Raw genomic sequence first — 12862 nt, forward strand, 5'->3', positions numbered from 1 at the left:
CTCAGTCGGAGTCACGGTCGCGGATATGGCAGAGCGTGCCATCGAAGGCGGGCAGCCACGCCTCGCGGCGCTCGGTCCACAATTCATACTGAGGGACAAACTGATCTGGCGCATCAAAGGCACCGAGATGAACTTCAATTTCGCCCTCACTGCGGGCAAAGACTGAGCTGCCGCAATGGGGGCAAAAGGCGCGGCCCTCATATTCGGAGAACGTTCCGGTGATGTGCACGGCAGTTTCCGGGAAAATGGCGGCCGCGTAGAACAAGGCGCCGTGATGCTTGCGACAATCGAGGCAATGGCAGATGCCCACCCGGTCCGGTGCGCCAGTGGCGACAAGGCGCACTTGCCCGCACAGACAGCCGCCGGTGTATCTAAGTTCCATGACCGCGCTCCTATCGCCAACCGAAGCTGTGGCATGGCATGGGCAAGACAGGCGCGCAACCGGCCCCGGATCGCCGAAGCCAGCCGCGGGCCGTCAACAGCCATTGAAGTCCCCCGGACCCGGACCTACCGTTGCGACAGACCCCTGATTGAGAGTGCCCCATGCGCGACGCGTCCCCCCAGACCATCTACCTCAAGGATTACGCACCGTTCGGCTACGTCGTCGAAGAAGTGCACCTGACCTTTGACCTGGCCCCGTCGGCGACGCGGGTAATGTCCCGCATCCGCTTTGCGCCGAACCCGGACGCCAAGGACACCGCCTTCTTTCTACATGGCGAAAACCTGTCGTTGATCTCAGCCAAGATCGACGGTGACGCGGTCAAACCAACGCTGACGGACACCGGCCTGACCTGCGACGTTCCGAACGTGCCGTTTACCTGGGAAGCAGAGGTGCAAATCGACCCGGCGGCCAACACCGCACTTGAGGGGCTGTACCAATCAAACGGCATGTATTGCACACAGTGCGAGGCCGAAGGGTTTCGCAAGATCACGTACTACCCTGATCGCCCCGACGTGATGTCGGTCTTTACTGTCCGCATCAACGGCCCGCATCCGGTGCTGCTGTCGAACGGGAACCCGGTGGCGTCGGGCGATGGCTGGGCCGAATGGCACGATCCGTGGCCCAAGCCCGCTTACCTGTTCGCGCTGGTTGCGGGCGAGCTTGTCGCCCATCGCGACAGCTTCACCACAATGGAGGGCCGCGATGTCGATCTCGCCCTATACGTCCGTCCCGGGGACGAGGGCAAATGCGCCTTTGGCATGCAGGCGCTGAAGGATTCGATGAAATGGGACGAGGACGTCTATGGCCGCGCCTACGATTTGGACGTGTTCAACATCGTGGCCGTGGACGATTTCAACATGGGCGCGATGGAGAACAAGGGCCTGAACATCTTCAACGCCTCTGCCGTGCTCGCCTCGCCCGAAACCTCGACAGACAGCAATTTCGAGCGGATCGAGGCGATCATCGCGCATGAGTATTTCCACAACTGGACCGGCAACCGGATCACCTGCCGGGACTGGTTCCAACTGTGTTTGAAAGAGGGGCTGACCGTGTTCCGTGACAGCCAGTTCACTGCCGACATGCGGTCGGAACCAGTGAAGCGGATTTCGGACGTCATCGTGCTGCGCGCGCATCAGTTCCCCGAGGATCAGGGGCCATTGGCCCACCCGGTGCGGCCTGAAAGCTTTCAGGAAATCAATAACTTCTACACGGCAACCGTCTATGAAAAGGGCGCAGAAGTCATTCGGATGCTCAAGACGCTTGTGGGCGATGCAGGCTACAAAAAAGCGTTGGACCTGTATTTTGACCGTCATGACGGCGATGCGGCCACGATCGAGGACTGGCTGCAGGTGTTCGAGGATGCCACGGGACGCGATCTGACCCAGTTCAAGCGCTGGTATTCTCAGGCGGGCACGCCGCGTGTCGCTGTCACCGACAGTTTCGAGGATGGCACGTATACTTTGCATTTCGCGCAACACACGCCGCCCTCTGCCGCATCACCCAAGCCGCAGGCGCAGGTGATCCCGATTGCCGTGGGCCTGCTTGGTCCAGACGGGGACGAGGTGCTGCCGACACACGTGCTGGAGCTGACCGACGACAGCCAGAGCTTCAGCTTTCCCGGGCTTGCAGCAAAGCCGGTGCCGTCGATCCTGCGTGGCTTTTCCGCGCCCGTTGTGCTGGATCACACGCCGGACCACGCCTTTTTGCTGGCCCACGATACCGATCCGTTCAACCGGTGGGAGGCCGCGCGGAACCTGGCCAAAGCGTCGCTTCTGGGCACGATCATGCAGGGCACGGCCCCGGATACGGCATGGCTCGATGGGGTTGCGGGGCTTTTGACCGATGATGCGCTCGATCCGGCCTATCGTGGCTATGTCTTTGCGATGCCTGGCCAATCTCAACTGGCTGCAGACCTGCATGAGGCGGGCACGACACCGGACCCGGATGCAATCTGGGCGTCTGCCGAGGCGCATCGTAAAGCGCTTGCCGGGCATATGGCAGATGCGTTGCCCGACCTCTACGCCCGCCATCAGGTTGATGCGCCCTATGCCCCTGACGCCGGACAGGCCGGACAGCGCGCGTTGGGTAATACGGTGTTGTCCCTGCTGACGCTTCTGGATGGTGGTGAGGCCGCGCAAGCGCAGTTCGACAGCGCCACCAACATGACGCAGCAGCTGGCGGCCCTAGCCTGTCTGATCCGCGCCGGGCGCGGGGACGCTGCGCTGGCACAGTTCGAAGCGCAGTGGAAGCACGACCGGCTGGTCATGGACAAGTGGTTCGGCCTGCAGGTGATCGAAGCAGACCCTGACGACGCCGCAGACACTGCAAAGGCGCTGACCCAGCACCCGGATTTCAACTGGAAAAACCCCAACCGGTTCCGCGCCACGCTTGGTACGTTCTCCGCGCACCACGCGGGCTTTCACGCCAAGGACGGATCGGGCTACACCCTGCTCGCCGACTGGCTGATCAAGCTGGATCCCGTGAACCCGCAGACCACGGCCCGCATGTGTTCGGCCTTCCAGACCTGGCGGCGCTATGATGCGATCCGCCAGTCCATGATCGGCAAGGAGCTGGAACGCATCGCCTCCACCCCGAACCTCAGCCGGGACACGACCGAAATGATCACGCGCATCCGCGAAGCCTGATGTTTCTTCTGACTGAAAATACGACGGGGGTCCGGGGGTAGAACCCCCGGTCCTACCCGTGCCACAAGACCGACCATGGACCTCTACGACGCCACGATCCCGCCTCTCAAACGCCTGACCGACGCTGTGCAACGCCTGCTGGCATGCCTCGACGATCCGGCGCAGCTTGAGGCGCGGCTTGCCGCCGACAGCTTTTCCGCAGCCGAGCATTTCTGCGTGGCGCTTGGATATGTCGCCCGCACGGTAATGCCTCTGACGGGTGACGAGGTGCCGGAGATGCCGATGGACACCGACCCCGGTGCGATCCTCGCCCTTGCCCATGACATGCGCTTTCTGCTCGACCAGCTTGACCGCACTGCACTCAACGGTGCCGATACTCTCGAGATCACCCACGTGGCAGGAGAAGCCGAACTGACCCAACCGGGCTGCGACTATGCGCTACTCTACGCGCTGCCGAATGCGCAATTCCACCTGACGCTCGCCTATGCGACGGTGCGCATGGCGGGGGCGAAGGTCGGCAAAGGACACCTCGACGGGTTTCATGTCTACAGCCCAGGCACATCCTTCGTGTCCGATACGCCCCTGAACTAGTTGAAATTGAAAGGCCACTCCATGTCCCAACGCCCCGTTTGCCTGATCACAGGCGCCTCTGCCGGGATCGGCGCCGCCTGCGCCCGGCTCGGTGCTGCCGACTACGATTTCGTGCTGGCCTACCGCAGTGATGTGGATGGCGCCAATGCGGCCAAGGCCGCCGTCGAGGCCGAAGGTGCCACAGCCGTCACCGTTCAGGGCGACGTCGCCAATCCGGACGACATCGCGCAGATTTTCAGGGCCGCAGATGACGCCTTTGGCCGCCTCAACGTGCTGATCAACAACGCGGGGATCGTGGACCAAACAGCCAAGCTGACCGAGATCACCCACGCTCGCCTGACCCGCATGATGAACGTGAACGTCATCGGCGCTATGCTCGTCGCAAAAGAGGCGGTGATCCGTATGCAGGCCCAAGGCACGGGCGGGGCCATCATCAACATTTCGTCGGCCGCTGCACGCATAGGCTCTGGCAATCAATACGTGGATTACGCGGCATCCAAGGCCGCCATCGACACCTTTACCAAGGGGCTGTCGGACGAGGTTGCCCCAGACGGCATCCGTGTCATGTCCGTGCGCCCCGGCCTGATCGATACCGAGCTGCACGCCAAGGGCGGCGAGCCCGGCCGGGCCCAGAAGCTCGCCCATATGGTACCCATGCGGCGCGAAGGATCGGCGGAGGAAGTGGCCAAGGCGATCCTTTGGCTGGCCTCGGATGATGCAAGCTATGTCACCGGCTCGGCGCTGGAGGTGACAGGCGGTCGATGACGCCCTACCGGTTCGAAACAACCGGCCGGAACCGCCGGACCCTTGTGGCGTTGATCTTGGTCTGGGCGCTCATCCTCGGGGCCATCGCTCTGCTTGATGCCTCGCCCATTCTGATGGGCCTCATTGCCCTTTGCACGGCGCCTGCGCTCTACGACCTGATGTCGGGGCGCATATCGGGGCTGACGCTGGGACCAGAGGGCCTCGGCTGGTTCGCAGGCCGCCGCACCGGAGAGATCGCGTGGAGCAAGATCGACCATATCCGCCTCGACACACGGCTCGACTTTTCGGTCAGGGCAAGCGCAGTGCTCGTCTCGGGGCGCAAGGTGCGCCTCCCACTCGAGGCAACACCGCCCGCCGACACGTTCGAAGAGGTGCTGACCAAACGCGGCGTGACGGTGAAACGGCACCATTTCTCGCTTCTGGGATGAGGTGGCTCTGCGCCCTTGCTGCGGCCCTGTGGCTGGCCGGCTGTGCCGTGCCGGAAGCCAGCGCGCCGAGCGATCCACTGATCTACGATGCCAAAGCGATGGCGCGTGCCGACAGCGCGGTGCTGGCCATTCCTGGAGCCATGACCTCCATCCGCGTGCTGACCCCGATCGAGCGTTTTGCACGACCAAACCGCGCGATTGCCTATTTCCGTCTGCCCGGCTTTGATGGCCGTCCGAGCGCGGAAAGCGTGGATCTTGACCGCGCCGCCGCGCGCATCGCGCGCCTCGTGCAGACTTACAAGCTGAAGCGCATCGACCTCGTCGGTCATTCCACCGGCGCCGTCATCGCACTGGAAGCGGCAAAGGACATTCGCATGCTCAGCCCGGACACGGATGTGCGGGTGAGCGGCATCTCCACCGCCCTGCCCGCACCTCAACCTATCCTCGCGGGCCTGCGAGGCGCGGCAGGCACGGCCGCGGCAGCGGCCCGGACGCGCAGCCTGAACCCGCGGAAGGTCTGGCTCGAATACTACCGGCGCCTGGCCTACGGTCCGAATGTCGAAGAGGCACCAGAGACGGCGCGCGCCGCCGATGCGCTGGTCGCGGCCAACAATGACCGGATCGAACTGCCGGAAAACGGGCTTTACCGCAGGCATACCCGTGATCTGCGCCGCTGGACAAACCCCGATCCTGAAGCGCTAAGCGGGACGAGGATCATGTTCTATCACGGTGCGGTTGACCCGGTCTTCCCGCCAAAACCGACACAACGCTTTGTTAACACCTTACCGGGTGCCGGCATCACCTTCATCGACGGGCACGGCCACCTGATCCTGCTGACCTATCCAAAGGTCTGGGATCAGATTGGCGCCACGCTGGACTAGTTTTTCTTCTGGCTGAAAGTACTTCGAAGCGCGAGGCAGCGCCTCGCATCTCCGCATCTGGCGGAGCCAGATGCAAAACATCGTGCGCGCCCCTCTCGGGGGCGCCCCATTCAGTCGACGGCAGGCAGCGTGGCAGGGCGAGACACGGGGCGGACGTTGTCCAGCGGCGCGCAATAGCGCTGCTGCCTTAACCAGCCCGCCATATCAGCCCGCTTTAACGCCGACCGCAGCGGGCCCCAGTCGGCGGCCACGCCCTTGCCGCCGCGGCCATAGATCACCCCGTCACGCGGCACTGTCACCGCCATGATCCGAATCGCACAACTGAGGTTCGCGGCACCATTCTTCAACGCCTCGCCAGTGCCAACGTTGCAGCCATATCCGCGGGCGGTGGCAGGCAGGATCTGCAGCAGGCCGTACCACTTGCCGCCTCCACCCACAGCGCGCGGCTTATAGGTGCTTTCGTGCTTGGCCAGCGCGGACAGGAACCCCACCCAGAAGGCGCGGCGCTGTGCGTCGGTCCCATGCGGATACCGCGGGCACCAGTCCGCGATATCGGCAGGCACAAGATCGACAAGTGGTTGCCCATGGCCCTTGAGCGCCGAAAGGGCCGCCCGGTTCCACAGGATATGGTCGGGTTGATGCGTCCAGCGCGTGCGTGGCACGTCGCCCGAGCGCGCAGGCGGTCGCAACCCGTCATACGGGTCCGGCTGATCCTCGGCAGAGACCACGGGCGCGATCAGGCACAAAACGGCGAATAGCAACAAGCGGAAGCCAGACATGAAGCGCAGTATGCAAATCACAGCACCCCGCTGTCCACCCGAAGGACCGGCGGGATTCCGCAGCGCAACGCCCCTATGTGCGCCTACGTGCACGCAGTGCATGAATCGTTAAAACCCAAGCGAGAAAAACGGAAAATCATCTGACACTCGGCCCGAACATGTCCCGGCCTTGCCGCTTTTGTGTCCCAATTCCACGCCATTTTAGTCCCCGTAAACAGTATTGGATTGGTAACGATGGCTTTTGCAGAGCGCTTGATGGCCCCGTTGGTGCAGTTGCGCGGCAGGTTCGCACGACCGCAATTGAAATTGGCGCAGGATGGCGTTCTGCAGGTGCCGCCCCCGGGGCGCCACCCACATACCTTACATGACACAGACTTCGGCCAAAGCGAGGGGCAGTGCCCCGTGCCGGCACCACGGCGCGGTCACGTCTCGATCCCCAGCCCGGATCCCACAGCCGAAGACCGGGCCTGCGATACGCACCGCGCCCGTGGCCTCAAACTGGCGCGGCTGGATGATTGGGCGCGGTTGAGCGCGGAAATCAGCCGCACGAGCCGGGCGCGGCAGAAAACGCTGGGCGGCACGCCGGTGGCTGAGCTTCTGGCCTTTGGCGCGCGGGCCGATGTGGTGGGTGCCGCAGAACATGCGCTGTTGTCGGGGCGGCCTGATCCCAAGGCGCCGCTTCTCGACGGGATCGAGGCGCTGGAACAGGTTCTGGTGGAATATCCTGAGGATCCAGTGATAGCGGCAATCGTGGCTCATGCCCACATGGACATCGCCTGGGCCTGGCGCGGCACCGGCTGGGAGGTCGAGGTTCCGGTGCGCAACCGCGAAGCCTTTGCCGCTCATTTCGACCGGGCTGGTGACATCCTGATGCCGTTTGACGCCAAGGGCACGGATTGCCCCCTGCTGGCGGCCGCCTTTTGCGCACTGATCACGGGCCGGGGCGGATCCCCGCGCGAGGTCGTGTCGCGATACGAGACATGGATGGAGTTGGACCCCAGAAACCCGCGCGCGTACCGCGCGATGGGCATGCATCTGCTGCCCCGATGGCACGGCAGCTATGACCGGCTTGAGCTGGAAGCGCGCCGGGCGGCGGGGCGCAGCTATGATCTTTGGGGCACGGGTGCCTACACATGGGTCATGTTCGACGCGATTGCGCAGGACAGCGAAGCCTGCGCAAGGCTTGATCTGGACTTCTTCCTCGAGGGTCTCAGCGACATTCTGAAGCGCACCCATGATCAGCACACCGTCAACCTGCTGGCAGCATATTGCGCGAGCACGATGGGCGCCACACCCACGGGCCATGACGAGACCGACTATATCCGGATCCAGATTGCTGCGGCCGCCGACGGGATCGTGCGCGACCACCTGAGCGAACTGCACCCGATGTTGTGGGCCCATGCTGCGCGCGGTTTTGACAACGGATTGCGCGTGCGCTGCCCAGACATGTTTGCCGCATCAGGGCAGGCCGATGCGTTGCGATACATGAACCAGGTGTTTCGGCGCGAGCTGGCGACCGGCAAGAGCGTGGTGTTCACCGAGGATGGGCCGGAGCTTCAATCCGCCTGAACCCGCCGCGCGGCACCGGACAAAAGTGCGCGCGAGTAGACCTTGTGCGCCGAAAGCAGGCTGTGAAAGACGGGCCCGAGCGTCAACTTGCCCGATTTCGTGCGCTGCGGCACCACGACAGAGCCGAAGCGCAGGTGCTGTGCATCCACCATCAGCCAGGACATGGTGCGCCCCGACCTGTCGGCCATCAGGAGTTCGTGGTCCGTCCGCCCCGACACCGACCAGACGGCAAACCCGTCGGTCTGCCCATCCGCAAGCGCCTGCGCCTCTGCATCCGTTGACGGCTGCCGCGCGGCGAGGCGCAGCACCACGCGCTCGGCCTGAAACAGCGGCTGGGTGTAGAAGGCGTGGATGTAGGCGCACAGGGACACGGGCGCCGATACGGGCGTTTCGAAACAGTCGGTGTAGTGCGCCTCTTTCGCGGCAAAAGGTGCAATGAGGGTGCCCGGTGGCACGGAAGTTTCGTCGATCTTCATGGGTTCAGTTTGCACGGGCGGCACGTTCGGCAAAGACGCCGGATCGTCGCGCCCTCTTGCGAGCGAAGCGGTGGCGCATTACACGGCAAAAAGCCCCATGATCCTGATCCGGTGAGACCATGCTTGACCTGACCTACGACCTGCCCACCCCCAAAACCATTGCCGGTGCCAAGCACGACTGGGAACTGGTGATCGGGATGGAGGTGCACGCACAGGTGTCGTCCAACGCCAAGCTGTTTTCCGGCGCCTCGACCCAATTCGGGGCAGAGCCGAATTCCAACGTCGCTTTCGTGGACGCGGCCATGCCGGGGATGCTGCCCGTCATCAACGAATACTGCGTCGAACAGGCGGTGCGTACCGGGCTTGGGCTGAAAGCGGAGATCAATCTGAACTCCGCCTTTGACCGCAAGAACTATTTCTACCCCGACCTGCCGCAGGGCTATCAGATTTCACAGCTCTACCACCCCATCGTCGGTGAGGGCGAAGTGCTGGTCGAACTGGGCGACGGCACGGCCCGTCTGGTGCGCATCGAGCGCATCCACATGGAACAGGACGCGGGCAAGTCGATCCACGACATGGACCCGAACATGTCCTTCGTGGACCTGAACCGCACGGGCGTATGCCTGATGGAGATTGTCTCGCGCCCCGACATTCGTGGGCCGGAAGAAGCGGCCGCCTATATCGCCAAGCTGCGCCAGATCATGCGCTATCTGGGCACCTGCGACGGCAACATGCAGAACGGCAACCTGCGTGCGGATGTGAACGTGTCGATCTGTCGGCCCGGCGACTACGAGAAGTATCAGGAAACGCAGGACTTTTCGCATCTGGGCACGCGTTGCGAGATCAAGAACATGAACTCCATGCGCTTTATCCAGCAGGCCATCGACGTTGAAGCGCGCCGTCAGATCGCGATCGTCGAAGCGGGTGGATCAGTGGATCAGGAAACACGCCTCTATGATCCCGACAAAGGCGAGACCCGGTCGATGCGGTCGAAGGAAGAGGCGCATGACTACCGCTATTTCCCCGATCCCGACCTGCTGCCGCTTGAGATCGAACAGGCGTGGGTGGATGACATCGCAGCCTCCCTGCCCGAGTTGCCGGACGCCAAGAAGGCGCGCTTTATCGGAGATTTCGGACTGACCGATTATGACGCATCCGTGCTTACTGCGGATGTGGATACCGCCGCCTATTTCGAGGCTGTGGCCGATGGCCGTGATGGAAAGCAGGCGGCAAACTGGACGATCAACGAGCTGTTTGGCCGTTTGAAGCGCGATGACGACAAGGGCATCACCGAAAGCCCTGTGTCCCCCGCACAGCTTGGTGGCATCATCGACCTCATCGGCAAGGGCGACATCTCGGGCAAGATCGGCAAGGACCTGTTCGAGATCATCTATACCGAAGGCGGCGATCCGGCCGAGGTGGTCGAATCCCGCGGCATGAAGCAGGTGACGGACACCGGCGCGATTGAAAAGGCTGTGGACGAGGTCATTGCGGCCAATCCTGCGCAGGTCGAAAAGGCCAAGGAGAACCCGAAACTCGCGGGTTGGTTTGTCGGTCAGGTGATGAAGGCGACGGGTGGGAAAGCAAACCCCAAGGCGGTCAATGAAATCGTGGCCAAGAAGCTGAACGGATGACGTAGGGTGGGCAATCTGCCCACCATTCTTTGACCTTGTTCGGTGGGCAGATTGCCCGCCCTACGCCAGAAGTCGCGAATAGTGCATCATGCCCGCGTTGCAGAATGCGGTTTCGACCTGAGACCAGACCTGTTGATCGGCGTCTGACGGTGCGATATCACGTAGACGCCGTTTGCCATCAACACGTTCTATCAACGGCGCGGCCCGAGCCGGGATCTCAAAGCTGAAAGCCTCACCCGCAGTGTCAATCGTGACACCCTTGCCCTTCGCAAGATGGTCTGCCAGCGCTTTGACCTCAACATTGCGCAGGTGGGGAATGGCTTCCGGCTGGCCCAGCGGCGGAGAGATGACCTGCCCCCTGGGTCGGGCATAGACGACGTGGGTTTTGAATGTGCCGCGCAAATCTTCGGCCAATTGCATGCGCGCGGTCTGGTCCATAGCTGGTGGGGTGTCGAGAAGCGGTGTTGGATCGTAAAGCATAGCCTCGGGTGACCCGGCATAATCCAGTCCTGCCGCATTCAACGCCCCAATCAGTTCAGTGATCGTGAAGGTCCGGTCCTGGCTGTGCAGCAGCAGATCGTAGAACCCCGCATCGCCGTTCTTGTGATCGACCAGCCGCGCGTTGCGCTTGAACGGGTGGGCATCGGGCACGCGGTCAAAGATGCGCTTGGCCGCCTTGAGTTGCTTGTCCGGTGTCAGGTCACCAAGCAGCGCATTGAACGCGGACTGCAACGGATAGACCCCTGACCGTCCATGCGGGGCGTAGACCATGAGCCCGATGCCGCCATCCGGTGTCAGTGCGCCAGCCAGCGCATCAAACCCGGCCTGCGGATCGGGCAGATGGTGCAACACACCGCAACAGTCGATGTAGTCGAACGGACCATACTTACTCGCATGCAAGAGGGATGCGGTAATGAACGTGATGCCAGAGAGCTTGCGCACCTCGGCGCGCTTTTCCGCAATCCTGCGCGACGCCTCCGACAGATCGAGATAGGTGATGTCGTAAGGGCGCCCAGCATCTGTCAGCTGTTGTGCCAGCTGGATCAGCGCGTCACCGGTGCCGCCCCCGGCCACAAGCGCCTTCAAAGGTTGCGACCAATCGCGTGCGCCGCCCCACAGCCAATGATCCATCTCAACCGGAAGCGAGGGCGATCCGGTGATCATCCGTTTGCGTTCGTCCGTGGGCTTACGCTCGGGGTAGGGAAACGCCTCGTATTGGGCGCGCACGGTGTCGGTCATATTCTATCCGTTAAAAGAATGGTTTGACCTTTACCAGCCCTGCCCCCGCATGCAATCGGGGAGGTGACGTAAGAGGAGTGCGGGATGCAGGCGCCGTTTCAATCGACGGAGATGACCGTCAAGCCGGAGTGGATTGATTTCAACGGTCACCTCAACATGGCCTATTACGGGGTGCTGTTTGATCTCGGTGCAGACCAGATGTTCGAGCATTTCGGCTTTGGTCCCGATTATCAGGCGCGGACGGGCAACACGACCTATGCTGCCGAATTCCACGTGCGCTATGTGCGGGAATTGCACGTGAATGACCCGATTTTCGTGACCTATCACCTGGTGGATCATGACGAGAAACGTCTGCATTCGTTCCAGGAGTTGCGCCACGCAGAAGGATGGCTGGCCGCGACGGGCGAGACGATGACGTTGCATGTGGACCAGTCCGGGCCGCGCGTTGCTCCGATGCCTGGGGACGTACTGGACCGGGTGGCCGCGGTGGCGCGGGCCCATTCAGCACTGCCCAAACCCGATGCGGTGCATGCGCGCATCGGTATCCGGCGGCGGTAGGAACGGCCCTTTTCTTGGGCCGATGCGGGCGATATACGCGCCAAACGACAGACAAGGGAACGCGACATGCCGGGTTGGGAATACAAGGTCGTGCCCGCCCCCACCAAGGGGCAGAAGGGCAAGGGCATCAAGGGGGCCGAGGCCCGCTTTGCTCATGCGCTCGAGACGCTGATGAACGACATGGGCCGCGACGGATGGGAGTTTCAGCGTGCCGAAACGCTGCCGTCGGTTGAGCGGTCTGGCCTGACCGGCAGCACGACCGAATGGCGCAACATGCTGGTGTTCAGACGATCTGTCAGCGTCCCGCTTGACGATTTCAAGCCGGAGTTGCTGCCCTCCCCGGATGACACCCCAAACGTCGAAACGGACCCCGGCGCACCCGAGCAGGAGACTGCACCCGCGGACGATGAATTCGTGCCCGGTCCTGGCCCCACGCAGATGGCGCAGGACAACGGTGTGGAAGAGACAAGCCCGGTATCCGGAATGACGGCGTCGCTCAAGAAGCTGGCAGACTACCGCAAGGGTGCTGACACCAAGGACTAGGGCGTCTCAAACGTCTAGATCAAGCGCGAGGGCATGGATCCGGCCGATCAGGTCGGGACCCAGGGCAGCGTGTACAGCGCGATGGCGCGCTATCCGGTTTTTTCCTTCAAATTCAGGACTGCGCAGCATGACGTTGAAGTGACTTTGGCCGGCTGCCGGGGCACCTGCGTGGCCCGCATGGCTGGCGCTGTCGTCCACCACCTCGATGTCGCGCGCTTGAAACGCTGCGCGCAGCTTGTCTTCGATTTCTTGCCGAACGGTCATTTCACCTGACATTTTTTTCGCCCACCCTCTTCAATCTCTGGCACCAGA

The 12862-nt window shown here is 62.7% G+C and carries 14 protein-coding genes; 9 read left to right on the top strand and 5 right to left on the bottom strand.

Annotated features, from left to right (window positions below; all coding sequences use genetic code 11):
- Position 1: 1 nt before the first annotated feature.
- On the bottom strand, positions 2-382 hold the full coding sequence (locus FD715_RS05195; RefSeq protein WP_147106222.1) for a GFA family protein: 381 nt from the start codon (positions 380-382) through the stop codon (positions 2-4).
- 161 nt (positions 383-543) lie between these two features.
- On the opposite strand from FD715_RS05195, the gene pepN reads away from it, so the two are divergent.
- The 5 genes from pepN (at position 544) to FD715_RS05220 (ending at position 5752) form a co-directional block, all read left to right on the top strand.
- Positions 544-3087, top strand: coding sequence for an aminopeptidase N (gene pepN / locus FD715_RS05200; protein WP_147106225.1), 2544 nt, complete (start codon positions 544-546; stop codon positions 3085-3087).
- Positions 3088-3162: 75 nt separating this feature from the next.
- Positions 3163-3678, top strand: coding sequence for a DUF1993 family protein (locus FD715_RS05205; RefSeq protein ID WP_147106228.1), 516 nt, complete (start codon positions 3163-3165; stop codon positions 3676-3678).
- A 21-nt stretch (positions 3679-3699) separates the two neighbouring features.
- Positions 3700-4443, top strand: a complete 744-nt coding sequence (locus tag FD715_RS05210; protein ID WP_147106231.1) for an SDR family oxidoreductase — start codon at positions 3700-3702, stop codon at positions 4441-4443.
- Positions 4440-4871, top strand: a complete 432-nt coding sequence (locus tag FD715_RS05215) for a hypothetical protein (protein ID WP_147106233.1) — start codon at positions 4440-4442, stop codon at positions 4869-4871. The genes FD715_RS05210 and FD715_RS05215 overlap by 4 nt, the downstream gene beginning before the upstream one ends.
- On the top strand, positions 4868-5752 hold the full coding sequence (locus tag FD715_RS05220; protein ID WP_147106236.1) for an alpha/beta fold hydrolase: 885 nt from the start codon (positions 4868-4870) through the stop codon (positions 5750-5752). Before FD715_RS05215 ends, FD715_RS05220 begins: the two co-directional genes overlap by 4 nt.
- A 110-nt stretch (positions 5753-5862) precedes the next feature.
- Here FD715_RS05220 and FD715_RS05225 read toward each other — a convergent pair whose 3' ends face one another.
- A complete protein-coding gene (locus FD715_RS05225) occupies positions 5863-6531 on the bottom strand; it encodes a transglycosylase SLT domain-containing protein (RefSeq protein ID WP_147106239.1) in 669 nt (222 codons plus the stop codon).
- A 402-nt stretch (positions 6532-6933) separates the two neighbouring features.
- On the opposite strand from FD715_RS05225, the gene FD715_RS05230 reads away from it, so the two are divergent.
- Positions 6934-8100: a hypothetical protein gene (locus tag FD715_RS05230; protein WP_223274740.1), complete on the top strand. Its 1167-nt coding sequence runs from the start codon at positions 6934-6936 to the stop codon at positions 8098-8100.
- Here the strand turns inward: FD715_RS05230 and FD715_RS05235 are convergent.
- Positions 8088-8576: a hypothetical protein gene (locus FD715_RS05235; RefSeq protein WP_147106242.1), complete on the bottom strand. Its 489-nt coding sequence runs from the start codon at positions 8574-8576 to the stop codon at positions 8088-8090. The genes FD715_RS05230 and FD715_RS05235 overlap by 13 nt on opposite strands.
- A 119-nt stretch (positions 8577-8695) precedes the next feature.
- On the opposite strand from FD715_RS05235, the gene gatB reads away from it, so the two are divergent.
- The gene (gene gatB, locus FD715_RS05240; protein WP_147106245.1) at positions 8696-10210 is read left to right on the top strand and encodes an Asp-tRNA(Asn)/Glu-tRNA(Gln) amidotransferase subunit GatB; all 1515 of its coding nucleotides are present in this window, start codon (positions 8696-8698) and stop codon (positions 10208-10210) included.
- 60 nt (positions 10211-10270) lie between these two features.
- On the opposite strand, the gene FD715_RS05245 is transcribed toward gatB, so the two are convergent.
- Positions 10271-11449, bottom strand: coding sequence for a bifunctional 2-polyprenyl-6-hydroxyphenol methylase/3-demethylubiquinol 3-O-methyltransferase UbiG (locus FD715_RS05245; protein WP_147106248.1), 1179 nt, complete (start codon positions 11447-11449; stop codon positions 10271-10273).
- An 84-nt stretch (positions 11450-11533) separates the two neighbouring features.
- Between FD715_RS05245 and FD715_RS05250 the strand changes: the two genes are divergently transcribed.
- Both FD715_RS05250 and FD715_RS05255 read left to right on the top strand, forming a co-directional pair.
- The gene (locus tag FD715_RS05250) at positions 11534-12007 is read left to right on the top strand and encodes a thioesterase family protein (RefSeq protein WP_147106251.1); all 474 of its coding nucleotides are present in this window, start codon (positions 11534-11536) and stop codon (positions 12005-12007) included.
- Positions 12008-12073: 66 nt separating this feature from the next.
- Positions 12074-12550 carry a DUF4177 domain-containing protein gene (locus FD715_RS05255; protein WP_147106254.1) on the top strand — a complete coding sequence of 159 codons (477 nt, stop codon included), beginning with the start codon at positions 12074-12076 and terminating at the stop codon, positions 12548-12550.
- A gap of 6 nt (positions 12551-12556) precedes the next feature.
- On the opposite strand, the gene FD715_RS05260 is transcribed toward FD715_RS05255, so the two are convergent.
- The gene (locus FD715_RS05260) at positions 12557-12814 is read right to left on the bottom strand and encodes a BolA family transcriptional regulator (RefSeq protein ID WP_147106257.1); all 258 of its coding nucleotides are present in this window, start codon (positions 12812-12814) and stop codon (positions 12557-12559) included.
- Between the last annotated feature and the right edge of the window lie 48 nt (positions 12815-12862).

Origin of the sequence: Tateyamaria sp. syn59, from assembly GCF_007995245.1 — a bacterium.
In the GTDB taxonomy this organism is placed as follows: Bacteria; Pseudomonadota; Alphaproteobacteria; order Rhodobacterales; family Rhodobacteraceae; genus Tateyamaria.